The organism is Arthrobacter sp. 01N444 (assembly GCF_056399305.1).
In genome coordinates, this window is record NZ_JBFTRB010000012.1 from 89,297 (window position 1) to 113,173 (window position 23,877).

A 23,877-nucleotide genomic window follows, 5' to 3' on the forward strand; every position below is an offset into this window, starting at 1 on the left:
TCGAGTTGCCCCCAAGGGAACTCGATCGCCGGTCTTTCCGGACTGTCTGGCCCCGGGTCGGGGCCGTGCGGCTTAGGCGCGGACGAACGTCACGCCGCCGGTCGCGGTGAGCCAGGACAGCGGGTGGACCATGGTCTGGTTCTTGCCGTTCATGCCGCCACTGACCACCTGGCCGTTGCCGGCGTAGATGCCGACGTGGCCGGACTGGACCACCATGTCACCGGGCTGCGGCGTCGCCACAACGGTTCCAAGGCCAAGGAACGCGCGGGGACCGATGTCGCCAACGGGCTTACCCGCGGCGCCAAGGGCCTTTTCCACCATGGCGGTGCAGTCCTGGGTGATGCCCACCTGGCTGTAGGCGGCCGAGAGCATGATGGCGTTGCGTCCGCCCGCGGGCGCCGCGGCCGGCGCTGCAGCCGGAGCCGCTGCCGGAGCTGCTGCCGGAGCGGCCTGCACCTGGATGACCGGCTTGGCCGGAGCCTTGGGCGCTGCCGCCGGGGCTGCAGCGGGAGCCGGAGCCGGCGCGACGGGCTGTTCGATGACGGGCGCGGCAACAGAATCCACTGCGGGGCGCTCGAAGCTGATCTTGACGCTTGAATCGGCGCTGACGGGGGCACTGACCTGTCCGGTGACGTCGACGGTCGACGCCGGAGCAGAGTCACGCTGCACGGGGGCGGTGGCGGCGTTGGCGGCCATTCCGCTGGTCAGGACCAGGCCGGATGCGGCGGCGAGGACGGCGGCATGGCGCGCAAAAGTATTGACTGAAGTCATGAAAAATGTAGCCTCTCCCAATGCCTGCGAGGTGAGCTGTCGGATTCGGATGGGAGGCACCCGGCCGCACTCCCGGGCCCGTCGTTGCGGGCACTGTGCGGCTTCACCCCAAGACCTGCATATCAGCAGATCAAAAGTGGTTTCCCCGTCTCTGCCGGACGTTGATGCGAGTTACCCCCGGGCCGCGGCAGAGTTAGGCAATCGGCTGGGGAGCGCCCGTATCGGAGACAACAGGCACTCATCAACCGTAGCGCGAACCGCACCCGAAAGTCACATTCAGGTAACGGCGCCATGATGCCAGGCCGCAATTTGCCCATAGGGCGGCGCCGTTTCCGAACATAGGATGATGCCATCAGCACCACCGGAAGCGGAGGCCCGAAAATGAACAGCCATTGTGTCGCCATCTGCCAGTTGAGCACTCAGCCCCAAGAGGATTTCGACGTCAACACCGAGCTGCTGATCCTCGACGGCGGGGACGTCCACGTGAGCACATGGGACGCGGAACCACGCGACGGGGGTTTCGACGAGCACATCCTTAATGACCGGGTAGACGCGCTCGGGTACATGGTTGTCAACGACTGGGCTTTCCTGGACGGCAAGGCCTATGCGGTGGTGGAACGGCGGTCAGGCCCGGCGCCGGCCGGCCGCCGCGAACCGTGACCTTCCTGTCGCTGGCGCTGATCGCCGTCATCGCCTTGGCTGGCCCCCTGCTGGCCCTGCCGGCGCGCTGGCACTTGCCTGTCATGCTGGGTGAGCTGCTGGCCGGCATCGCGATCGGGCGCTCAGGCCTGGCCCTGGTGGACCCCGCGGACCCCACGTTCACCCTGCTGGCCAATATCGGGTTTGCGCTGATGATGTTCGTGGCAGGCACCCACGTTCCCGTGCGGGATCCGCACATCCGTGGCGCCCTCGGCAAAGGCTCCCGCCGGGCGATGGTGGCCGCAGCGGCAGCGGTGGTGATCGGAACCGGCATCGGACTGCTGTTCGGGACTGGACATGCTCCCCTCTACGTCGTGCTGCTGGCCTCCTCGTCGGCCGCCCTGGTGCTTCCAATCGTCGATTCCCTGCGCCTCGGCGGGCCAGATGTCGTCGCTATGACAGCGCAGGTGGCAATAGCCGACACAGCCTGCATTGTGGCGTTGCCGCTCCTGGTGGATCCGCCCCACGCAGTCCAGGCGGCGCTGGGTGTCCTCGCGGTGACCGGGTGCGCGGTAGTGCTCTTTGTCGGCTTGCGCTGGCTGGAGCGCCAGGGAATCCGTCGGCGCGTGCACCGGCTCTCGGAAAGCCGCAAGTTTGCCCTGGAGCTACGGATCCAGCTGGCCGTGCTCTTCACCCTGGCCGGTGTCGCCACGTGGAGCAATGTGTCTGTGATGATGGCAGGCTTTTCTTTCGGCCTGGTGATGGCTGCGGTCGGCGAACCGCGGCGGCTGGCCCGGCAACTGTTCGCGCTCAGCGACGGCTTCCTGGGTCCGCTCTTCTTCGTGTGGCTGGGTGCATCGCTGACTCTAAGGGACCTGGCCGGGCACCCGGACATGATGGCCCTCGGCCTGTTGCTGGGGGCCGGGGCCCTGCTGGCCCACGCCGACCTGGCTTTCCTGGGACTCCCGCTGTCGCTCGGGGTGTTGTCGGCGGCCCAGCTTGGCGTACCGGTGGCTGCGGCGAGCATCGGCACGCAGCTTCAGGTCCTGCTCCCGGGCGAGGCCGCGGCCCTGCTGGTGGGAGCGCTGGTCACCATAGCCGCGGGCGCCGTCGCCGGGTCACGGGCGGCGAGGACTTTCGCGGTCCCGGCAAATGCCGGCGGCAAGTCCGGAAATTCCGGCAGCGCCGTTGGGCAGGGCGATCCGGGGGGTCCGAAGGCCTGACAGTCCGAATGTCTAAATGCCTGGGCCAAAGCCGAGCCGGCGGCGAAATTTCGGAGGGTCATTCTCCAATTGACGTGAATTGCAGCTCCGGCCTCCACTTTGCCATCTCTGCCAGGACCCGGGAGACTGCATCCCGGACAGCTGTGCCGTCGGCGTCGAACGTCCCGCCCGGCTCGCCGAGCACCGCGTTGGCGTGCCGGAGGAACCTGTCCCAGTCCCCCGCGCCCGCGCGCAGCGCCAGCAACGGCGAGAGAAGCGCGGCCCGGCGCAGCCAGGCATCGGGCTCGCGCACCCACCGGTCCAGCACGCTGTCGGCCCGCACCCTGGCCAGAACATCGAGTCCGTCCACCAGGGGCCCGACGACGTCGACGGCGAGCGGATCCACAAGGTCCCGCACCCGCGCCTGCCGGATGAAGCCCTCCAGCCGGGTGAGGTCGGAGTTGGTCAGCAGCTTCACGTTGGCCTGCAGCAGGACCACGGCGGCCAGCCGGCGCTCGAAAACCGGCGCGCCCCCCCGGCCGGAGCCTCCGAGCCCGGAGCCCCACAGTTCGGAACTCAGCGCAGTGACGTCATCGCGGGACAGCCCGGGATAGCGGCGGCCGGCATCCCGGACCGTGCCGCGCACTGCGCCCACGGACGTGCCGTAGAACCGGAGGCCGCTGCCCGCCGGCTCCGTTTCCAGCCGCGCCTGAAGCTGCTCAGCGCGGCGCCAGGAAGCTTCGCGCTGCAGCGAGAGGTCGATGAATTCGCCGGCATCACTCACCTGTCCATTCTTTCCCCTCGCGGCTCGCGGCGGAAACGCGGTGCCAAGCTGTCCTGGGCGGTGGGCCCGGACCATCTGCCTAGACTGAACTGGCAAGCCTCCGATCGAAAGCGGTTTACGCAACCATGCACACCAAGCTGACACTCGCCATCGCACTTTCCGCCATGACGCTGGGGGTGGCAGGGTGCGCTGCCCCTGCGCCATCTACCGCACCGTCGCCTGAGTCACCTGCGGCATCCGCGGCGCCGGGCCCTGATTTCGCATTAGACATCACGGGGGCGCCCGGCCGGATCGCCCAGGCCGGCCTCACGGTGCTGACGGCGGAGGGCAACGTGGACCACTATCACGCACATCTGGACGTGCTGAAGGACGGCAAGCCCATCGCGGTGCCGGCCAATATCGGCATCACCACCGGAGCTGACCACAGGGCCAACGGCATCTCAGCACTGCACACCCACGACACCACGGGCGTGGTCCACATCGAGTCCCCCACCGCCGGCCAGGTCTTCACCCTCGGGCAGCTCCTGACGGAGTGGGGCGTCCTCGGTGGCAACGGCGCCCCCGGCACCGGTGGGGGTTCGCTGGATGGCTGGACCGTTTACGTGAACGGCCGGAAGTTCGACGCCGGGATCCGGGACCTCCCGTTCAAGGCGCACGACGAGATCGTCCTGTCCTACGGCACAGCGCCGGCGACGATCCAGGCCTCCTATGATTTTCCGCCCGGAGAGTGAGGTGACCGGAGAGTGAGGTGACCGGGGGCGACGGCGGGCGGCATGCCCCTACCTGCACAACTGTGCAGCAGTCTCCCCACGCAACCCCACCTGGCACCAGCGGCGTCGAAAAATGCATGCACAAACGTGCATGTTGGAGCGATCCGCGGAGCACCTTACCCTAGCGTGAATTGAGAGACGTGAGTCGGATCACAGCGGGGGCTGATCCCCTACCTCACTTCCATTTCCACAGACCGTCACAGATGACGCGTCCAACCGAAGAGGTAATCCGTGCCATACCCGAAAACGCCCGCAGCACTCGCAACCCTGGCAGCTGCGACCTTGGCGCTGCTCGGCGCATCCCTGATGGGTGTGCCGGCGGCCCAGGCCGACACCGTTGACGTTTCGCCGCCCGGCGCGAATGACTGGTCCTGCAAGCCCTCGGCAGCCCACCCCTACCCGGTGGTCCTGGTGCCGGGAACCTTCGAAAACATGGCGAAGAACTGGGCGACGATGTCGCCGGCGCTAAAGAGCCAGGGCTACTGCGTCTTCGCGCTGAACTACGGTGCGACCAACGGCGTCGACGCCACGGGCCCGGTGGCAGACTCAGCCCGTCAGCTCGCCCCGTTTGTCGACAAGGTACTGGCCTCGACCGGTGCCAGGAAAATTGATCTCGTGGGCCACAGCCAGGGCGGCATGATGCCGCGCTACTACCTCGGTTTCCTTGGAGGCGCGGACAAGGTGAACCACCTGGTGGGCATCGCCCCGTCCAACCACGGAACCCGCGGGCTCATCACGCCGACACCGGACGCCGTTCCGCCGGCCACCTCAGTGGGAGGGTCGAATTGCCAGGCCTGCGCCGACCAGCAGGCAGGTTCACCATTCCTCACCGAGCTCAACTCCATTGGCGACACGGTTCCTGGTCCGGCCTACACGGTGATCTCCACGACGCACGACGAGGTGGTGACGCCCTACCCCAGCCAGTTCCTCGCCGGCCCGGCCCAGCAGGTCACCAATGTCACCATCCAGGACAAGTGCCCGGCAGATGTGATTGACCATGACCAGGCGCCCAACGACCCCGTCACCCAGCGTCTCGTGTCCGACGCTCTTGGTCAGCCGGCCGGCCGCCCGGGCAACCCGGCGTATCAGCCCAGCTGCGTGTAGCGCGGCACCCCGGGCGGAGGCGGCATGCGGAACGTCCCGGATCCGGGAGGTTTGCGGGCTGAGGTAACGGTCCGGTAACGTTGGCGGCTGGCCGTGAGGCCCGGCCCGAATGCAGGGCCCCGGACCGCCCCTTTGCAGGGCCCCGTTGCGCCGTTCGGCGTCTGCTCGCCCATGCCTTGCGGCAGGGGCCGGATGAAACTTCCCGCATTATCCGCCGCCCAGGCAGCGTCGGTTGTGCGTGCCAGCCACGAAAGCCCGGAGGGGTCCGTTGTTCAAGAAAACACCGCTGTTCAATAAATCAACGTTCAAAGATGCACGGCCGAAGGCACGCTCCACGGCACCACAGCTCAACAAAGTAGCGATTGTGCTGAGCCTGGGCGCACTGTCCCTGACCGGCTGCAGCGCCGGTCCCACGACGGGCGCCGCAGCCGTTTCACCGGCCACCGGGGCCGCGCATTCTGCTGCGGGCTCCACGTCCCCGGCGGCAACCCAGGCCGCGCATCCTGCCGCGAAGGCCCCAGCCTCGGTGGCCGCAGCGCCGAACCCGGCGGTCCCCTCGGCCCCCAAGCCTGCCACCGGCACCACCGGTGCACCTGCGGCTCCCGGAACCGATGCGGCACCTGCACGGGCCGCCGCGCCGGTCGCGCCTGCGGCTGGCGCCCAAGCGGCAGCCGCTCCGGCGCCGACGGCGGTAACGGCGCCCGTCGCTGCCCAGGCTGCCGTCGCCGCGACCGGCGACGGTTCCCAGGCCGCCACGGCACGGGGCTGGGGTTCGGTTGTCGCGGGTGACGAGTTCTCCAAGACCGGCGCCCCCGACTCCACCAAGTGGAGCGTCTTCAAGGGATCCGGACATGCCGGCAAGGGTGTCAGGAGCCCGCAGGCCTGGTCGGTTGCCAATGGCGTGGCCACAGTCAGCGGCGACTCGGCCGGCACCACGGGCGGCATGTCGGCTAAATTTGCCCAGCAGAAATACGGCAAGTGGGAGACGCGCATGCGGACCAGCGCCCGGGACCCGGAGTACCACCCCGTGCTGATCCTGTGGCCCAACAACAACACCTCCCCCAACTGCGCCGAGATCGACTACGCCGAGGGCAGCACCAACACCGCACAGATCAAGTTCTTCCTGCACTATGCCTGCGGCGGCTCGAACTTCCAGACCACGGCGGCCAAGACGATCGACACCACCCAGTGGCACAACTACGCAGTGGAGTGGACCCCGGCCGGCATCACCGGTTACATCGACGGCGTCAAGACCTTCTCCGACACGAACCCCGCGCACCTGCCCTCCGTGGGCATGCACCAGACACTGCAGCTGGACTGGTTCCCCGACGGGTCGGCCACCAAGCCTTCACAGATGCAGGTCGACTGGGTCCGCGTCTACAAGTAGGACCGGCAAATCGCCAGGCAGCCCCGCGCCGTACTGCGGCGCGGGGCTGCCTTGGTGTTGGCCGAGGACGCGCCGCTACAGGCGGCAGGACTCAAACCCCTTGAAGTTCCCGGGCGGCTACCGCTGAGACCAGCATCGAACCGGCTGCCGTCACGGCGTCGATCACCGGAACCCCGAGCCGGCGGCGGAGCACGTCCGCCATGCCGATGCTGCTCAGGCCCGTGCTGGCCTGGACGATCATGTCGGCGCCGGCGTCAACCAGCATGTGGGCCGCGGCGAGGGCGTCGAAAATCCCGGCAGGCATGAGGAAGGCGTCGGGTGTTTCGATCCTTCCCTGCCCGTCAATGAGCAGCATGCGTTCGCCCAGTGCATCCGAGATCGGGCCCGGTACGTGTGCGCCGAGACCCAAAACTCCAATCCGGCCGCCGAAGGTCAGAGCCGCGGCCGCGGCTGCGGAGCCCGCTCCGATGACCGGGATATCCACGGCTGCCCGGGTGGCGGCCAGCCCGGGGTCGGAGGCGCAGCTGATAATCAGGGCGTCAGCGTCCCCCGCCATGTCCCTCGCCAGGCGGACGACCTTGGGGGCCGCAGATTCGAGCGACGCCTGGTCGTAGACGCCGGACGGCTGGTCCGGAATACAGCGGGATGTGACGGTAAATCCGAATGCTTCCTGGAGGAGTTTCCCGTGGGCGTGGAGCAGGCGTCGGTCCGACGTCGTCATCACCCGGATTAGTCCAACACGCATGGCGTACTACCTTTCGAACGGGTTCGTTGGTGCGAGGCTACCCGGCGAGTATTTCCGCGTCTTTTCGGGCAGATGACCAACACAAGCGCTGCAGCGGATACGCCCCGTGGCGCCGGCGGCCGTTAGCATTCCGCGGGCAGCGTCACCGTTCCTTGTGCATGAAACTTGGCGAAAACTTCGCTCCCGTGTGGGGTTGGCGGCCCGGCGTCGTTGTAGGTTTGTCACGGTGGCCCGTCTTAGGACCCGGGTACAGTACCCGGGATTGGGGGAAGGCGGCAGGCCGGTTCCGGACTCAGCCGGAACGATGACCAAAGGAACAGCCATGTCGGTGGAGCCGTCGTCCACTCCAGGACGCCTCGAAGAACAGGATCCCGAGAACCTGGTATCCGGTGCGGAACATGCCGCATCTGCCGCCGGAATCCGACATCAGGCCGCCAGAATCATTGACGCCGTCCTCGACGACAGTGCCCCGGAACAAGCCCGCGCACGGGAGCTGCTGCGCCAGCAGCTGGCTGCGCATCCCGGACATCCGGAACGGGCCCTGCTGGAGCACCTTGCGGCGTTGAAGGCTTTGGGCGGGCACCGAGAAGGGACGTCGGAGGCTGCCGGCCCGTTCCGGCCGGAATTTGCCTCGGGCGAGTAAGCGCAACGCTTACTTGTAAACGCGGATCCAGTCGACCTGCATCTGGCTGGGTTTGGTGGGCGTCCCGTTGGGAAACCAGTCCAGTTGCACCGTCTGGTGCATGCCTACCGTGGGCTGATGCGCCGGGTTCGTGTCCACAAACCACAAGGACCCGTCGACGTATCCCTCGATCCCGGCGGTGGTCCACTCGAGCGCATAGTTGTGCCACTGTGTGGTGTCGATCGTCTTGGCCGCGGTGGTCTGGAAGTTCGGGCCACCGCAGGCGTAGTGCAGGAAGAACTTGATTTGGGCGGTGTCAGCGCTCCCTTCGGCGTAGTCGATCTCGGCGCACGTGGACGAGATGTTGTTGTTCGGCCACAGGATCAGGACGGGGTGATATTGCAGATCCCGCTGGCCAATTTTCATCCTGGCCTCCCAGCGGCCGTACCGCTGTTGGGCAAACCTGGCGGACATGCCGCCGGTGGTGCCCGCGGCGTCGCCGCTGACAGTCAAGACCCCGCCGCCTACAACCAGCGCATCCGGACTCCGGATCCCCTTGCCCGCGTGCCCCGGCCCCTTGAAGACCTTCCATTTCGCGGGGTCAGGCGGCCCGGCGTAACTGAATTCGTCCCCCGCCACCACTGGGCCCCAGCCGCGGACGACGGCGGCCTGCGTCCCGTCGGAGACGGCGGCTTGCGTCCCGGCCGTCACGGCGGCCGCACGGTCTATCGCCGGCGCCCGTTCCCTGGACACTGGTGCGGCACCACACCCGGCAAGGGCCAAGGCGCCTGCAGCGCTCAACGCCGCGGTCCTGCGGTTTGCGAACATCGCGTCTCCATCCGGTCGGGACATGTCCGGGCCATGCTTCAGACAAACTTGCCTTCACACATACTTGCCAAACCAGGCGAGCGTGTCGTTCCATGCGGCCGTGGCCTGCTCCTGGTTGTAGCGCGGCCCGGTGTCATTGTGGAAGGCGTGGTCCACGCCGGGATAGATCTTGAGCTCGTTCCGGACACCGGTTTTGGCCAGGGCATCCCGGAGCGCCGGCATGGCGCCGGTGATCCGCTGGTCCAGTTCGGCGTAGACGCCGAAGACGGCCGCCTTGATGGCCGGGACCTTGTCCAGGTCAGGCGCGGGTCCGTAGAACGCCGACGTCGCCAACAGGCCCGGGATCGCCGTCGCCGACTGCCACGTGATGCCGCCACCGAAGCAGAAGCCGTTCATGGCGATCCGCCCGTGATCAACGAAGTCCTGGGCGTTCAGGTAGTCAAAGCCGGCCGTGAAGTCTGAAACGTGACGCTGCGCCCCGGCCTGGGTCAGTGCTCCCGGGACAGCATCCGGGTCCATGCCAGCGGTACCGCCTTCCCTGCGCAGCAGGTCCAGGGCCAGAGCCGCGTATCCGGCTTTGGCGAAGCGGCGCGCCACATCCTGGATATGCGGTGTCAGCCCGCGGTTCTCGTGGCAGACCAGCACGGCCGGTCCGGCGGCCCCGTGGTCGGGCCGTGCGAGATAGCCACTGATGTCGGTGCCGCCCGATGCGAATTGCACGGTCGCCGTCGTCAGTCCGGCCGCGCCCTCCGGGACCGATAACGGGCTTTTGGCCCCCGGCACCGCGCCCGCGGACGCTGTGCCGGACCCCTGCGCGGACGACGTCGGCGTCGGCATGGGATCGGTACTGCGGGGAACCTCCTCGGGCGTGCAGCCCACCAGGAGCATCGCTGCCGAGGCCGCCGCCATGCTGCCGGTGATGAACGCCACCCGGCGCGTGAACGTATGCTGGCTCATGGCGCCCGAGCGGTAGTCGTCGAAGAATTCCTCAATCAGGTACTTCTCAAACTTGCCAAGCTGGGTCATGGCGGGCCTCCTCAGTGTGCCGATCATCCTCCTCCGAAGTCAGATGTCCGGCAAGGGTCCTGCACAGGCCGGCCCGACGGCGCCACTTCCCAACAACGACGACGACCCCTCGACGCAGCCCCGGCACCAGGCCACAACGGTCAAACGCGCGCGCAGCCTTCTCCCAGCCGCCTGAGGCCAGCCATTTCAGTCCTCGGGTTCCGAGGGCCGGGCAGGCCGGCGCCCCGACAGCGTCTCGACTGCCTCTGCGATGCCCTCATCCCCTCGTTCAATCTCTTGCATGTAGAGTCTTCCGCTCGTAATGAGGCCGTCCTCGATCTCGAAAATCGTCACCCCGCGCATGTCGAAGGGCCGCCCATCAGTCCGGGTGCCGGCCCAGGTCCATTCGCTCCACGTGGTATTACCGTCGTCCACGGAGCGGAGCACTTCTGCGTGAAAATCGGGAACGCCAGCGAACATCGCTGCCCAGTTCGCGTGCATCTGCGCCCGTCCCACAAATGCCCTGCCCGGGTGGACCGGCTGCACGCTTTTGTACGACTCATGGAACAACGCGGCCGCTGCCTCAAGGTCGTGGTCATTGAACGCAGCAAGCAGGCGTTGGATAGATTGGCTCATGTGATCACTCCTCGGTGTGGCGGAGCTCGTGCTCTGTTTCATGCACAGGCCCATTAACGGTCCCCACTAGGGCCGGGATCCGGCCAGCCCGCATCGTCAATCTACGCCTCCGCCGTCGCCCGGTTCCAGACCGATTAGGTCTGGCCGCACAGGTCCAGACCGATCGGGCCCAGACCGGTGAGGTCCAGGCGCCAATCGGTCCGGGAATTCCTGAACTGACGCGGGCACCGCTAGCCGGTGACCTTCCTGGCCGTCGCGTTCCACGTCAGCCGCCCGCGCTGGAAATCCGTTGCCCGGCCGACGGATACCGTATACGAGTCGCTCGTGGGATAACCCAACCGGCTAGTCTCCCAGCCGAGCGAGGCCCACCTATTCCGGATCGCACCTGTCACCGAGTACGCCCGGGTAGCCGGCGTCCAGAAGATCGATGCCCCACCCGAACCGGAGAAGTGGTTGTACCGGCCCACCTTGTCCGGGGTGCCCTTCTCGTCCGTTATGGGATACCGCAGTGGCCCGGTCTCCCAGCCAAGTGCCGCCCATTTCGATCGGATCGACCCAAGGACAAAGTGCGCCCCCGTCGCCGGCGACCAGAAGATCGAGTTTCCACCCGCACCTGAGAAGTGGTTGAACCGCCCTACCTTGTCCGCGGACGCCGTAGTGTCGGAGGTCGGATAGCCCAGGCCCGACTCCCAGCCCAGCGACGCCCACTTAGCACGGACCGGCCCTGTCACCGAGTGGGCCTTGGTTTTCGGTGTCCAGTAGATCGAGGCCCCACCCGCACCGGAGAAGTGGTTGTACCGTCCCACTCCGTCCGGGGCGTGCTTCTCGTCAGTGATCGGATAGCCCAACGGCCCTGTCTCCGCGCCCAGTGCCATCCATTTCGATCGGATCGACCCAAGGACAAAGTGCGCTCCGGTCGTCGGAGAAAAGTAGATCGAGGACCCGTCCGAACCGGAGAAGTGGCTGTACGCACCAACGCCGTCCGGCGAAGCTTGCCCGTCGGAAGTCGGGAAGCCCAGGATGCCGGCGGCACCGCCGGCTGCCTTGTAGCGGCGGCTGATCTCGCCGCGGACCGAATGCGCCCCGGTCTTGGGTGACCAACAGATCACCCCTCCGACGTAGTCCTGGCACTTGCCTACGCCCACGGCGTACTCCGCGGTCAGCGACCGGCCAAGGCTCGACCCGGGGCGGCCCGCATTGATCTTCCAGGCATAGGCAGCGATGGGGTCGTCGGTACCGTTCCCTGTGAGCATGACCTTCTTCGCAGCTTGGCCGTCGTCCGCCGTGATCAGGTAAAAGGTCTCGCTCGTCCCTGCTTGCCCGACGGCCGCGGGCGCGAAGGTCACGGTCTGGTATGCGGTTTCACCGGCGGGAATTTTCAAGCCCTCGGAAATGGGATTGGTGGTGGAGAAGACGCCCTGCGGCGCTTTGGCCTTCGTGATGGTCATCGGGACGTTGCCGGTGTTCTTTATCTCGAAGGCCCTGGTCACCGACGTCCCGACGGGGACGTCACCGAAGTCCAAGGCGCGCGGCATCTCCAGGTGCGCCGCGCCGGAGACGGCAGTCGCGGCCACGTTGACGGTCACCTTCCCGCGGTCGCTGGTGACGACGAGGGTATCGGTCACCGGACTCGCCGATGTGGGACTGAACGTCAAGGACACCGCAATCGACGCGAGCGGCTGGATGGTCTTGCCGACCACCGGCACCGTGGCCGGGTCGACCTTGAGCTGTGCGCTGACCGGCAACGCGACGCCGGTGATCTTGGCGACTGTGGTGCCGGTGTTGACGATGTTGACCGTCTGCCGGCTGACCGTCTTTGTCGGGACGTCGGTGAACTGCACCGTGGCCGGAGTCGCGCCCAGGCCCTCCTTCGTGCCGATGCCGTGGACGCCGAGGAGGTCGGTTTCGCCGTCGGCAGTTTTGACCGTCAAGGTGCCGTCCGCCTGGCCCGGAACAGTCGGCGAAAACGTCACGGGTACGGTCAGGCTCGCACCCTTGACCAACTTCCGGGGCATCGTGAGCCCGGTTCCGATCTTGAACGGGGCGCGCGTCGTGATGGAGCTGACCGTTACCGCCCGCGACGCGGTGATCGTCACGCTTCCGGTCACGGACGTGGCCACCTTGGCGGTGCCGAGATCGGTGTTCTTTGCCCCTACCGCTGATGTCGTCGGGGCGCCGAAGCCCAAGACGTGCCCGTCCCGCGTGCCCACGTAGACGCGGCCCTTGTCAGTGGCCACCGAGGAGAACTTGGCCCCTATACCCAGCGGGGCGCTAAACACTTCCCTGAGGTTTCCAGTGTTGTCCGGGATTGCCCGGTATGCGCGCAGTTCCGCATCGGCCCCGGTACCTGCGCTGACATAGACCACCCAGACAAGGGCGGAGGACCCGTCCGTGCCGGTGGATGTCACCGACGGGGCGCCGGAGCTGAACCCGAACGTACCAGCGGACGTTCCGACGGCTGCCAGGCTAATCCCACCGCTGGCGCCCGGCACGAGCTTGAAGGCCCTCAGGTACCCGTTGCTTTCGACGATGTAGAGATATCCGCCGCTGGGCGTCCCAAGAAACGCGGGCCGGCCCCAAACTCCGCTGTACGGTCCGGCTTTGTCCAGGACGGCGTCAGTTCCGCCCGGCCCCTGCGCCATGCCGCCCAAGTTGTCCCGGTCCAGCAGGTACATGGTGCCGTCTTTACCGATTTGGGCCAACAGGTGCGGGTGTGCAGCCGTGCCATAGCCGTCCGGGATCGCGACGGGAGCGCCGGAGCCCAGATCGGCGTCGTTCCGGTTCAGTTTCGCGTTGTCGGCCGGGCTGAAGAAGTCGGTGGCCTTCAGATTGCCGTCACTGCCGACTCGGAGCCGGACCACCGCCTCCGCCAGGGTGGTGGGGGGCTTCGATCCCGGGCCGGGCTTCGGGGAAATCCCGTTTCCCGTGGTGAGCAGGATTTGACCGGGACCGTCGGACACCAGTCCACCGCCAGATTGCCAGATCCCGCCCTCCGCATTGGCGTTGCCTGATTCGGTGGCCCACATCGTCGTCTGTCGCCCGGCGGTCGATACGCCGACGACATAACCTACGAAGGGGGTGTAGTCGCAATGGCTGGCAAACCCTGCATACACGACCCCGTTCAAGAGCAGCAGCCCTGGGCGCTGCATCGCCGTCATCGGGTTGAACGGGCGGGTGGGGTCATTTGTCGGGGCGCCTTGGATTGTGACGGGGAATCCGGGTTTCTCCGCGCCGGTCGCAACATCCAGGGAGTGCATGTACCAGTGTGGAAACTGATTGTTGGCCCCGTCATTCGTCTTCGCCAGCAGGAAGACGCTCTTCGTCACCGCGTCGTAGACAGGCGTCGAAGTAATTCCGATGTTGGGCGTGAGATCGCCGCAGCGAACGGTCGACGCCGGCCACGCCGGCCCAAGTTTTCGGGTCCACTTCGCCGCCCCCGTGGCGCTGTCCAGCCCGTAAACGGCATTGTTTTCCGTCGCTGCAATCACGGTACTGCCTACTACGAGCGGCTGGGCGTAAACCTGCCCGTCCACGGTTGCAGAGAATAGTTTGCCGAAGTTTGATGATGCGACCGCCGACGGCGAGAGTCCGGGTTCGTTTTTGTCCCAGCCGGTCCGCAGTGAATCGTGGGCGATGGTCCCCACGTCCGCGACGGCGGTATGGCCGACGGAAAGCGCTGCGAGTGCGAGCGCTGCCGACAGCAGAGATGCCCAGGCGCCTCGGGACCACGGCCGTTGTCGGTGCGGAGTTGCGTGGATCGTGGCTGCCCGGTGCTTCCGGAGATGCGGTGCCCAACCCTTAAGTCCACCGCGAAGAAGGCCATTAAAATGGCCGGACGACACCCGAAATTCTGTTTGATCAAACATGGCTGAGACCCGTTTCTGACCACTACATTGACTTTATAAACCCAGTACTCTGGAGCCTAGAAGCGGGTTTTGAAGAGCGCGCGGGTGGTTGCCACTCGACTTTTCCGGGGCAATTCGCGTTTTATTTCGGGCGCTACTTGGCCGCTACTTGGGCGAACGCGGTTGTTTATTTGCTTCCCCGAAAATCCGGGCGGTCCCCAACGGGGGCGAAGCGGGCGTGGGAATGTCTCAGCGTCGCGGGCCCGAGGGCTGATTCACGACGGCGGCGAGCGCCATTCGCTCGACGGTCTCCCCTATCGGTTCATCAATGCGTGCAGGATTGCGGGACCCAGCGGTCCTGCTGGGGCCAACAACAAGAAGCCGACGGCGGGGACACCAAGGACCCACGCAACCCGGCGTCGTGCCTGGTCAACCAGCCGCCGGAGGGCGGCGAAATTCCCTATGAGGTCATCCGGTTTGCCTGGCACCGCGGGCGTGCCAGGATCCGGCCCTCAGCGATTTCGCCCAGCGCACCCCGGTACCAGGGCGAGCTGGCGTCGCTCAACGGGCTGGCACCGAACATCCGCCTGAGCAGCGAAGGCGGCGGAACGAACGCCTGGACTGCCAGCAGCTCCTCAATCAGGGGCTGGGCCGCAAACCGCTCGGTCAGGCGCAGGTGCTGGGTGTCCGCTCAATGCCTCGACGCTTGTGGGATGCATGCGAGGGATGTTGCTGCACGAGGCCCGCCCACGCTGCGTGGGTGTCGGCGCGCCGGAATCTTTGCCGCGTCGCGTTAGGCTCCTCCCATGCCGCCCGATCAATTCCTGGCCGAACTGGCCAACTCCCTGGACCACCTCGGCACGCTCGCCCGGCAGCCGCGGGACACGCTTGCCGGCGCCGTTCCGGCGTGCCCCGCCTGGACGCTCGAGCAGCTCTTCGGGCATCTCGGCTCAATCGAGAGGTGGGCAGCCGGGGTGGTCCGGACGGGCACCTTTGTCCAGGAACCTGCACCGCCGGCCGAAGGCGCCGCGACCTGGTTTCTCGCGGGCACCGCACCCTTCCTCGAGACAATGACGGGCCTTGATCCGGAGAGCGAATGCTGGACCTTTGGCCCGCCTCCGCGCACCGCCCGGTTCTGGCTTCGGCGGCAGGCCCACGAACATGCCATCCACCTGGTCGACGCCTGCCAGGCGCTTGGCCTGGAGATGCCCGTGCTGGCGGACAATTTCATGCTCGACGGTGTCGATGAGGTCCTGGCGATGTTCGCGCCGCGGCAGCTGCGACTGGACCGGATGCCGCCTCCGGACAAAGCTGTGACCTTCCGGGTGCCAGGGGCGGCCAGCTGGACACTGGGACCTGGTGCCGCCGTGGCCTTGATTTCCGCCCCGTTGCCGGTGATGTATCTGGGTCTTTGGGGTCGATCCAACCTGGCAGAGAACGCCGTCATTGAAGGTGACGCCGCCGCGGCCCTGCGTGTGCTTCGGGGTCCGCTCACACCATGAGTTCCGGCATCGGGATTAGGATACGAACACGTCCCGCGAAGCCGTGGACGCTCCACGAGCCGCCCGATGCTTTCGTGACCGCATGTTCGAAGGGAACTCAAACGCATGTCAGAGCACGCCACACCCGGCACCGCAGGTCTCTCCACGCCCCGGGCCAGATGGGGAATTCTCGGCACCGGGTTTATCGCCGGGCTGCAAACGCCGGACCTGATCGACAACGGCTCAGTGGTCCAGGCCGTCGGCTCCAGGACCATGGCATCCGCGACCGATTTCGCGGCCCGGTTTCAGATCCCCACGTCCCATGGAAGCTACGCGGACCTCGTGGCCGACCCGGACGTCGACGTTGTCTACGTTTCTACGCCGCACCCGTTCCACCACGAGAATGCGCTGTTGGCCCTGGACGCCGGTAAACACCTGCTGATCGAAAAGCCCTTCGCCATGAACGCCTGGCAGGCCCGGGAGATCGTGGAGCTCGCCGAGACGAAGGGGCTGATCGCCCTTGAGGCCATGTGGACACGCTACCTTCCGCACATGGTCCGCATCCGTGAGCTGATTCGGTCCGGCGCCCTGGGCGAGGTCCGCACAGTGATCGCTGACCACAACCAGAATCTGCCCAAGGATCCGGCGCACCGCCTCAACGACCCGGCACTGGGCGGCGGAGCGCTCTTGGACCTGGGCATCTACCCCGTCTCCTTCGCCTTCGACGTCTTCGGGGCGCCGACCGGGATCCGGGCAGCGGCCAGCATGACTGAAACCGGAGTTGACCGGCAGACCGCGATGATCTTCGAATACGGTGACGGGCAGCAGGCCGTGCTGCACTGCGCGCTGGACACGGGAGGACCAAACCAGGCCTCGATCATCGGAACCGAAGGCCGGATCGAGATCCCGTCAGTCTGGTACACGCCGTCGGCCTTCACCAGGTATGACGCCGACGGAAACATCGTCGAGCGATTCGATGAACCCGTCACCGGCCGCGGCATGCAATACCAGGCGCGGGAAATGGAGCGGCTCATTGCGGCCGGCTCCGTTGCCAACGACATCCTGCCGCCCCGGCAGAGCGTTCAGGTCATGGAGGCCATGGACGAAGTTCGGCGCCAGATCGGCCTCGCCTACGCCAGCGACGACAAGGACCACGGGCGCGCCTAGTACCGGTCCTGCGGCGGCCCCAGTTTTCCATGAGGAGGCACGGCCGCCGCTCACCCTCGCCCGATCAGCCCGGCCACGCGATCGAGTTCTTCATCCAGATTGTAGAAATGTACCGCCAGCCGGATTCTGCCCTCCCGGACCGATGCCACCACGTTGGCCTGGCGGAACCGCGCCAGGACCGCCTCAGTGTCTGTCACCGGCACGGAGAAGATCGTGGAGCGGTGCTGCTCGGCGAACGGCCGGAACGAGGAGCCCTGCGCCGCCAGGGCCTCCTGAAGGTGAAGGGCGAGCCGGGCGTTGCGATCGAGCAAGGCCCCGATCCCAAACCTGCGGAAGATGCCGAGCGCCGCCTGCTCGGCCAGGGCGGGAAACCAGGCCAAGGAGGCGTCGAGCTTCGAGGCCGTGGGTGAGAGGTCCATGGCCGGTCCGTAGAAGCTCCCGGCCGGGTTGCGCGCGGCCTTCCAGCCGGGACCGACGGGTTGGATCCGGTCAAGCAGTCCGCTGCGGACATAGAGGTAGCCCATGCCCCTGGAGCCGAGCAGGAACTTGTGGCTCGCGGCGGCCAGGAAATCCACGCCGTCGCGCACCACATCCAGGGGCACCGCGCCCGCGGCCTGGCAGGCGTCGACGAAGAACCAGGCGCCGGAGCGGGCCGCGACCCGGCTGAGCGCGGCCAGGTCCGCCCGGTAGCCGTTGGCCGAATGGACGGCACTCACGGCGATCAGGCGGGTGCCGCCGTCGGCCGCCTGGCCAAATTCCTCGGCCGTCACGCCGTCCCCGCCCGGTGCCACGGCGCGGACCCCGTAACCGCGGTTCCGGAGCAGGAGCCAGGGGTAATAGTTCGAGGCGAATTCGTTCCCTGCAACCACGACGTTCTCGCCGCGCTTCGCCGGCGGCAGGTTGGCGGCCACTATCCCGGCGGCGGAGCTCACGGCCGGGACGATCGCGATCTCCCCCGCCGTCGCCCCGACGATCTCCGCGAACATGGCGCGGGCCTCCTCCCCTGCCCGCTCGGCATCCATCCAGTCAAACCTGCCGGCGGACCATCGCTTGACGGCCAGCTCGTAGGCCTCGCGGGCGGGTGCACAGCCGACGTTCATCGAGGCGGTGTTGAGATAGATGGTCTCCTGTAGCCCCGGGAAGAGTCCGCGAATTTCGGCCGCCTGCATGACACGGACCGCCTAGCCGTGCCCGCGCACGGAGTCCAGGCCCTTTGCGTAGGCCGCCTGCCCCACGTGCTGGAGGCAGTCGGCAATCGTGCTGACCAGCCGCACCCCGAGGGTGACGGGCGGGTCCCAGCGGGTATCGACGATGCGGTCGAAGTCGTCGTCGCCGAGGTTCTCCAGGAAATTCACGGTCTGCCGGTGGACAGCTTCGTAGTATTCGAGCAACAGTTCCGGCGGTGCCTGCACCGCGTCCACCTGGCCGCTCGTATGGCCGTAGCCCGTGTCCCGCTTGGAGAGCGGCAGGCCGAAGCGGGCGGCAAACCCCTCCGAGGTCCACACCTGGTCCAGGCCCGCGGCGGAGGCGACTTGCGCGTCCTCGACCCTGCTGAGGTGCCAGATGAGCCAGGCCATTGAATTCCCGTTGCTTCCGGGCCGTCGGAGCAGGGTGGCATCATCAACCCCGGCCAGGGCCGCGGCCACCGTCTCACGGATCCGGCCGAAGGCATCCAGCAGCAGTTCATTGGATTTCATCGAGTCCCCTCCCTGTGCATGATCGAAGTGCTTGCATGATCGGTGATCCCCATGCTTGCATGGAGGCCGCACCGGCGGATAGGGCCGGGCGTCGCCGTGTCAACGGCGCACGCGGAGACGATGACGGGGGCAACACGGCCACGCGCAGTTCCGCAGTCCGCGAGGTCTTGGCAGCGGCGACCCCCGCGCCTACCCTTACGGATTATGAGCAACTTGTTGCCTGTAGCGCAGCCGGTTCGGGCGACGTCCAGTCGCTGGGAACGCCGGGACAAGTTCCATCTCGCCGGCATCACCGGCTTCGTCCTCCTGCTCAACGTGGTCGGCTGGAGTGTGCTGACCCTGGCCGTGGCTCCGCAGAACTTCGCACTGGGCCGCTCCGGCGTGTACGGGGTGGGGCTGGGCGTTACCGCCTTTCTGCTGGGGGTGCGGCACGCGTTCGACGCCGACCACATCGCCGTCATCGACAACACCACCCGCAAGCTGGTCGGCGAGGGAAAGGCCGCGCTGGGGGTGGGCTTCTGGTTCTCGCTGGGCCATTCCACCGTGGTGTTCGGCGCGGCGCTGCTCCTGGCCCTCGGCGCGAGGGCCATGGCCGGCACCGTGCAGGACGGGGACTCGGCGCTGGTGCAGACGCTGGGACTGGTGGGAAGCGTCGTGGCTGGAACGTTCCTGATCCTGATCGGTCTGATGAACCTCGTCTCGGTGGTCGGCATCGCCCGGGTGTTCCGCGGGATGCGGACCGGGGAACTGGACGAGGCTGAGCTTGAGCACCAGCTCAACAACCGGGGCTTCCTGGCAAGGCTCCTCGGCGGAACCATCCGGCGGATCACCAAGCCATGGCACATCTATCCCGTCGGCCTGCTGATGGGCCTGGGATTCGACACCGCCTCCCAGGTAGCCCTGCTCGTGCTCGCCGCCGGTTCGGCGGCCTTCTCCCTGCCCTGGTACGCCATCCTGGTCCTGCCGGTGCTGTTCGCCGCCGGAATGAGCATTTTCGACACCGCCGACGGCGTGTTCATGTCCCGGGCTTATGGGTGGGCGTTCCTGAAGCCGGTCCGCAAGGTCTTCTACAACCTCACAGTCACGGTGCTCTCGGTGATTGTGGCCCTGGTGGTCGGTCTCACCGTGCTGCTTGGGCTCGTGGCAGACAAACTGGGACTCGAATCGGGGCCGGCGGCCGCCATCGGTTCGCTGGACCTCGAAAACGTCGGGTACATCGTCGTCGGCCTCTTCGTCATCATCTGGCTGATCGCGCTCGCCGTCTGGAAATTGGGCCGGATCGAGCAGCGCTGGAGCCACGCCGGCACCAGCTGAGCCGATGCGGGCGCAACGTAAGTCAGCAGCTGGGCGAGTCGAACTCGTAGGCCCCCGAATCGGCAGCGGCCGTCCCGTTACAGTCCCCGTCCTGGGGCACCGGACTTCCGGCGAGGTCGACGGCGGACAGGCTCGTTCCGGCGCGGTCGATGGCCGGGCTGGTGCCGGTCAGGCGGAGATCGGCCGGTGCGTTCACGAAGCGCGCAGACGCAGTGGTGGACGTGCTGTTCGGTACGAAGTTGACCGGGCCATTGAGGACGTTCTGGTTCTCGGTCCAACCCGAGCCGTTGATCCATAAGGAGTTCCTGACGCCCGCCAGGATGTTGCCGCGGATCACGGTCGATGCAGGGCAGCCCGCATGGCAGACAACGGCCTGGGACTGCGGCCCGTTCAGATACACGGTGTTGAATTCGAAGACTGTGCCGTTCGTCGGCCCGAAGGACGTCCCTGCACCGCGGGCGATCAAGCCCTTGGCCTGGGCACAGTTGGCACCACAGGTCGACCGGACCAGGTTGTAGCGGTAGGTGTTGCCGTCGGCCGTCCCGGAGGACCTTCCGATCTCGGAGAAGTTGTTGTTGTCCAAGGACACATTGTGATGGATGTAGTTCCGGCTGCCGTTGTAGATTTCGAAAGAACCGCCGTCGCGGGTGTAATCGTAGGAAAACGCAGTGGAGCCGCTGACCGTGTTGCCGGAAAGTTCGTTGTCGTTGCCGTTGATCAGCACGCCGGAAGCGCCCGAGTCGTCATTGCAGTTCACGGCCTGGGGTGTCCCGCAGTTCGTGCCCTGCGTCAGGACGTTCATGACGTTGTTGTTGGTCAGGACGTTGCCGGTGTATTTCCCGAAGTCAGACCCGGTCCCCGCCTTGATGCCAACAGCGTTGTTGGAGGCACTGGAATTCCGGACAGTATTGCGGTCGCCGGTGACGCTGATGCCCGCGTAGCCGCAGGAGACGCCCCGAAGTCCGTCAACGGTGGTGAAGTTGCCGTTGATCCTGATGCAGTTTCCAGACTTGCCGCCGGTAATCGTCGGGGCATTGCCGGTCCCGTAGCCGATCAAGGTGATGGGTGCGGCCTCGGTTCCGCTCTGGGTGGTCACAATGCCTCCGGCCCAGGTGTCGCCCCTGCGGAAACTGACCGTGTCGCCGGGCTTGAGGACGAGCGAGTTGACCTTCGACAGTGACTTCCACGGCGCAGCGCTGGAGGTTCCCGGATTGGTGTCACTCCCCGAGGCACTGACGAAGTACGTAGTGCCCGCGGCCTGGGCCGGCGCCGGGAGGCCCACCGCCAACCAGCCGGCCGTCAGGATCAGGGTGGTTACGGCTGCGCGAACGGAGTTAATTCTCATGGCGATCCTCGCGGTTTGATGGTCAGAGGAGGAGAGCTCCGCGACCTTGAGTATGTCCGCTCCGGCTGCGGCCATGAGTCGAGACGCGGGCGTAGGTCATCCGCCGACCCTAGTGGGCGGGGGTTGTAAAAAGCTTGGGCATGATCAACCAGAGCTTTATCTCGAACAGCGCTGTATGATTTATTTGGTCAACAAAAGTGCCTGACCGGACCGGTCCCAGCGCGGAGACGTCGCACCGCCCACCTCAGTTCCTTCGTCCTGGAGTCTTGTCATGATGCCGCGCCCTACCCGCCCAGCCCTGGACAATCCGCCCCGCAAGCGCCGGTGGAAGCGGGGCCTGCGCATGGCGGGGGTGGTGGCGCTAAGCATTGCCGGCTTGCTCGCCGCCTCGACGTCGGCCAATCTCATCCTGGAACAGATCGAAAAGTCCCACACGGTCGCATACGGCGAAAAGGTTCACCTCAATGAGGGAACCATCAATGTCACCCGCACCGGCGAGACCGGGCCGACGGTCGTGCTGCTCAGTGGACTCGGGACCCCTGCCCCGGGACTCGATTTTGCCCCCCTGGTCCGGGAAATGCGCGGCTTCCGAACAGTGGTTGTTGAGGGATTCGGCTACGGCTTAAGCGACATGACTGCCCGGCCAAGGACCGTTGAAAACATCGCCGAAGAACTTCATGAAGTGCTGTCAAAGCTCGGCATCAGGGCGCCCTACACTCTCATGGGCCACTCGATCGCCGGCTTTTCCACGCTGTACTACGCGAACAAGTATCCAGCGGAGGTCTCCGCCGTTATCGGCATCGACCCCACCGTCCCGGCCAGCAGGATGTCCATAGGCGGAACCACCAACCCCGCCGAGGCTCCTGCAGCGGACTACTGGTGGGCGCACGCACCGTCGACCACAGGCCTGGTCCGCTGGGCCACGGCGCTGGGTTTTGGAGAACCCGGCGGCGGCAGCTTCACGGCAGCAGAACGCCAACAAATGCGTCAGATAACGAGCTGGAACTTCGGCAACGCGGCAGTCACTGATGAAACTCTCCGGATGGGCGAGAATGCCGCCAAGCTCCAGGATCTCCGCTACCCCGACGCACTTCCGGTGCTCTACTTCCTTTCACAGGACACGATGAACCAGCAGCCTGACTGGTACGGCGCGCACGAACGGCAGCTGGCCAACGTACGGCGCCACGAGCTGGTGGTCCTTGGGGGCGAGCACTACCTGCACTGGACGCAGTCCAAGGCCATGGCAACGAAGATCACCGAGTTCCTGCGCCACGGCGGCACCCGGTAGATCTAGTGGAGAGACTTATCGGTCGGCAGGTCCGGCGGGACCAGGAGGGCCCGGATCGTTGACGGAAGGATCTTTGCCGCCGCGACCTCATCCAGTCGTTCCGCCCGGATTTCGGCCGCCGCGCTGTGGAGGATGGCGTAGAAGCAGGCAGCTTGCCACGTGAGGGAATGATCGGTACGGAAGATCCCCTCACTCCTGCCCTTTTCCAGCACCGACATCACCCTGGCCAGCGGCTTGTCGTGGTGAGCCCTGATTTGGTCGGCTGAGAGGTATGGTTCGGCCGCCGCCAAAAGCGCGTTGAATTGATGGAGGACCCGCCAGGATGACTGGATGATCTCCTGCAGGGAGTTCCAGGTGTCTTGCTCGATGTCTACAGCGGCGAGTTCGGCCTCGGCGCGGTCCATGGCCCTCTCGAACACCGCGCCAACCAGGTCCTTCCGGTCTGCGAAGTGGCCGTAGAGGGTCACCCTGCCCACCCCCGCAACCCGAGCAATTTCAGCCATGCTTGCACCGGGATTGTCACTGAGGCGTGTCAACGCGGCGTCAATGATGGCATCTTTGTTCCGGACGGCGTCCGCCCGCTTGGTGCGTTCTTTCTGCACTCCCGGCACCGGCCCTCCCAGCCCATTCATCTACTCAAACAATGATGTTCAGGTTACCAGCGGGGACAGGTCAGCCGCCCGGACCATCCGGTTCGGGTGAGGTGCCGGCCGGCGGAGCGGTCCTATGGTCAGGGCATGGGACTATTGCGGCACCGGCATGACGAACCCATGGGCGAGCGGTTTCAGATGCGCGAGAAACTGCTGTCGATCGGGGACGACTTCTGGATCGAAGACAGCCATGGCCAACGCGCCTACAAGGTCAACGGCAAGGCGGTCCGAATCCGGGACACGTTCGTTTTGGAGGACGCCTCGGGAAACGAGGTGGCCCGCATCCAGGAGCGCAAGCTCTCGATCCGGGACAAGGTCGAAATCGAGCGCGGGGGCGACACCGCCGCGACGGTCCACAAGGCCCTGGTAGGGCTCCGCGACCGCTTCTCGATCGACGTGAAGGACGGCCCTGACATGAAGGCGCACGGCAACATCGTCGACCACGAGTACGAGATCGAGCGTGACGGTCATACGGTCGCCACGATCTCCAAGAAGTGGTTCCGCGTGCGCGAGTCCTACGGCGTCGAAGTCGCGGGCGGCGAGGACGTCCCGCTCCTGCTGGCGATCACCGTCGCCATCGACTCATTGACCTAGCCT

General features: G+C 66.4%; 22 protein-coding genes and 1 riboswitch. Of the genes, 11 read left to right on the plus strand and 11 right to left on the minus strand.

The window, feature by feature from the left end:
• Positions 1-72: 72 nt before the first annotated feature.
• Positions 73-771 carry a hypothetical protein gene (locus AC1DKN_RS14375; RefSeq protein WP_476871648.1) on the minus strand — a complete coding sequence of 233 codons (699 nt, stop codon included), beginning with the start codon at positions 769-771 and terminating at the stop codon, positions 73-75.
• A 7-nt stretch (positions 772-778) separates the two neighbouring features.
• Positions 779-981: riboswitch (cyclic di-AMP (ydaO/yuaA leader) on the minus strand.
• Between the two features lie 201 nt (positions 982-1,182).
• Here AC1DKN_RS14375 and AC1DKN_RS14380 point away from each other — a divergent pair.
• Positions 1,183-1,431, plus strand: a complete 249-nt coding sequence (locus AC1DKN_RS14380; protein ID WP_223916806.1) for a hypothetical protein — start codon at positions 1,183-1,185, stop codon at positions 1,429-1,431.
• On the plus strand, positions 1,428-2,633 hold the full coding sequence (locus AC1DKN_RS14385) for a cation:proton antiporter (RefSeq protein ID WP_476850048.1): 1,206 nt from the start codon (positions 1,428-1,430) through the stop codon (positions 2,631-2,633). Before AC1DKN_RS14380 ends, AC1DKN_RS14385 begins: the two co-directional genes overlap by 4 nt.
• 58 nt (positions 2,634-2,691) lie before the next feature.
• On the opposite strand, the gene AC1DKN_RS14390 is transcribed toward AC1DKN_RS14385, so the two are convergent.
• Complete coding sequence (locus AC1DKN_RS14390) at positions 2,692-3,396, minus strand: DNA alkylation repair protein (RefSeq protein ID WP_476871649.1); 705 nt, start codon at positions 3,394-3,396, stop codon at positions 2,692-2,694.
• A gap of 125 nt (positions 3,397-3,521) precedes the next feature.
• Here AC1DKN_RS14390 and AC1DKN_RS14395 point away from each other — a divergent pair, with 125 nt between their 5' ends.
• The 3 genes from AC1DKN_RS14395 to AC1DKN_RS14405 all read left to right on the plus strand — a co-directional run bounded on the left by AC1DKN_RS14395 (position 3,522) and on the right by AC1DKN_RS14405 (position 6,657).
• Positions 3,522-4,127, plus strand: coding sequence for a hypothetical protein (locus AC1DKN_RS14395; protein ID WP_476871650.1), 606 nt, complete (start codon positions 3,522-3,524; stop codon positions 4,125-4,127).
• 345 nt (positions 4,128-4,472) lie between these two features.
• Positions 4,473-5,270 carry an esterase/lipase family protein gene (locus tag AC1DKN_RS14400; protein ID WP_476871674.1) on the plus strand — a complete coding sequence of 266 codons (798 nt, stop codon included), beginning with the start codon at positions 4,473-4,475 and terminating at the stop codon, positions 5,268-5,270.
• A gap of 268 nt (positions 5,271-5,538) precedes the next feature.
• The gene (locus AC1DKN_RS14405; RefSeq protein ID WP_476871651.1) at positions 5,539-6,657 is read left to right on the plus strand and encodes a glycoside hydrolase family 16 protein; all 1,119 of its coding nucleotides are present in this window, start codon (positions 5,539-5,541) and stop codon (positions 6,655-6,657) included.
• Between the two features lie 91 nt (positions 6,658-6,748).
• On the opposite strand, the gene AC1DKN_RS14410 is transcribed toward AC1DKN_RS14405, so the two are convergent.
• The gene (locus tag AC1DKN_RS14410; protein WP_230010018.1) at positions 6,749-7,402 is read right to left on the minus strand and encodes an aspartate/glutamate racemase family protein; all 654 of its coding nucleotides are present in this window, start codon (positions 7,400-7,402) and stop codon (positions 6,749-6,751) included.
• Between the two features lie 304 nt (positions 7,403-7,706).
• On the opposite strand from AC1DKN_RS14410, the gene AC1DKN_RS14415 reads away from it, so the two are divergent.
• Complete coding sequence (locus AC1DKN_RS14415; protein WP_476858371.1) at positions 7,707-8,045, plus strand: hypothetical protein; 339 nt, start codon at positions 7,707-7,709, stop codon at positions 8,043-8,045.
• 9 nt (positions 8,046-8,054) lie between these two features.
• Here AC1DKN_RS14415 and AC1DKN_RS14420 read toward each other — a convergent pair whose 3' ends face one another.
• The 4 genes from AC1DKN_RS14420 to AC1DKN_RS14435 form a co-directional block, all read right to left on the minus strand.
• Positions 8,055-8,852 carry a glycoside hydrolase family 16 protein gene (locus AC1DKN_RS14420; protein ID WP_476871652.1) on the minus strand — a complete coding sequence of 266 codons (798 nt, stop codon included), beginning with the start codon at positions 8,850-8,852 and terminating at the stop codon, positions 8,055-8,057.
• Positions 8,853-8,906: 54 nt separating this feature from the next.
• Positions 8,907-9,878 carry a dienelactone hydrolase family protein gene (locus AC1DKN_RS14425; protein ID WP_476871653.1) on the minus strand — a complete coding sequence of 324 codons (972 nt, stop codon included), beginning with the start codon at positions 9,876-9,878 and terminating at the stop codon, positions 8,907-8,909.
• A gap of 186 nt (positions 9,879-10,064) precedes the next feature.
• Positions 10,065-10,493 (minus strand): nuclear transport factor 2 family protein, encoded by a 429-nt coding sequence (locus tag AC1DKN_RS14430; protein ID WP_476871654.1) that lies wholly within the window; start codon positions 10,491-10,493, stop codon positions 10,065-10,067.
• A gap of 230 nt (positions 10,494-10,723) precedes the next feature.
• Positions 10,724-14,026, minus strand: a complete 3,303-nt coding sequence (locus tag AC1DKN_RS14435) for a choice-of-anchor D domain-containing protein (RefSeq protein ID WP_476871655.1) — start codon at positions 14,024-14,026, stop codon at positions 10,724-10,726.
• Between the two features lie 1,118 nt (positions 14,027-15,144).
• Here AC1DKN_RS14435 and AC1DKN_RS14440 point away from each other — a divergent pair.
• Both AC1DKN_RS14440 and AC1DKN_RS14445 read left to right on the plus strand, forming a co-directional pair.
• Positions 15,145-15,840, plus strand: a complete 696-nt coding sequence (locus AC1DKN_RS14440; RefSeq protein ID WP_476871656.1) for a maleylpyruvate isomerase family mycothiol-dependent enzyme — start codon at positions 15,145-15,147, stop codon at positions 15,838-15,840.
• A 105-nt stretch (positions 15,841-15,945) separates the two neighbouring features.
• A complete protein-coding gene (locus AC1DKN_RS14445; RefSeq protein ID WP_476871657.1) occupies positions 15,946-16,986 on the plus strand; it encodes a Gfo/Idh/MocA family protein in 1,041 nt (346 codons plus the stop codon).
• A gap of 50 nt (positions 16,987-17,036) precedes the next feature.
• Here AC1DKN_RS14445 and AC1DKN_RS14450 read toward each other — a convergent pair whose 3' ends face one another.
• The gene (locus AC1DKN_RS14450; RefSeq protein WP_476871658.1) at positions 17,037-18,155 is read right to left on the minus strand and encodes an aminotransferase class V-fold PLP-dependent enzyme; all 1,119 of its coding nucleotides are present in this window, start codon (positions 18,153-18,155) and stop codon (positions 17,037-17,039) included.
• 12 nt (positions 18,156-18,167) lie between these two features.
• A complete protein-coding gene (locus AC1DKN_RS14455; RefSeq protein ID WP_230009918.1) occupies positions 18,168-18,683 on the minus strand; it encodes a mycothiol transferase in 516 nt (171 codons plus the stop codon).
• Between the two features lie 204 nt (positions 18,684-18,887).
• Here AC1DKN_RS14455 and nicT point away from each other — a divergent pair, with 204 nt between their 5' ends.
• Positions 18,888-19,997 carry a Nickel transporter NicT gene (gene nicT, locus AC1DKN_RS14460; RefSeq protein ID WP_476871659.1) on the plus strand — a complete coding sequence of 370 codons (1,110 nt, stop codon included), beginning with the start codon at positions 18,888-18,890 and terminating at the stop codon, positions 19,995-19,997.
• 22 nt (positions 19,998-20,019) lie between these two features.
• Here nicT and AC1DKN_RS14465 read toward each other — a convergent pair whose 3' ends face one another.
• The gene (locus AC1DKN_RS14465; RefSeq protein ID WP_476871660.1) at positions 20,020-21,342 is read right to left on the minus strand and encodes a right-handed parallel beta-helix repeat-containing protein; all 1,323 of its coding nucleotides are present in this window, start codon (positions 21,340-21,342) and stop codon (positions 20,020-20,022) included.
• A 271-nt stretch (positions 21,343-21,613) separates the two neighbouring features.
• On the opposite strand from AC1DKN_RS14465, the gene AC1DKN_RS14470 reads away from it, so the two are divergent.
• A complete protein-coding gene (locus AC1DKN_RS14470) occupies positions 21,614-22,630 on the plus strand; it encodes an alpha/beta fold hydrolase (RefSeq protein ID WP_476871661.1) in 1,017 nt (338 codons plus the stop codon).
• A 2-nt stretch (positions 22,631-22,632) separates the two neighbouring features.
• On the opposite strand, the gene AC1DKN_RS14475 is transcribed toward AC1DKN_RS14470, so the two are convergent.
• Positions 22,633-23,133, minus strand: a complete 501-nt coding sequence (locus AC1DKN_RS14475; RefSeq protein ID WP_476858361.1) for a TetR/AcrR family transcriptional regulator — start codon at positions 23,131-23,133, stop codon at positions 22,633-22,635.
• A gap of 234 nt (positions 23,134-23,367) precedes the next feature.
• Here AC1DKN_RS14475 and AC1DKN_RS14480 point away from each other — a divergent pair, with 234 nt between their 5' ends.
• Positions 23,368-23,874: an LURP-one-related/scramblase family protein gene (locus tag AC1DKN_RS14480; RefSeq protein ID WP_476871662.1), complete on the plus strand. Its 507-nt coding sequence runs from the start codon at positions 23,368-23,370 to the stop codon at positions 23,872-23,874.
• Positions 23,875-23,877 lie beyond the last annotated feature (3 nt).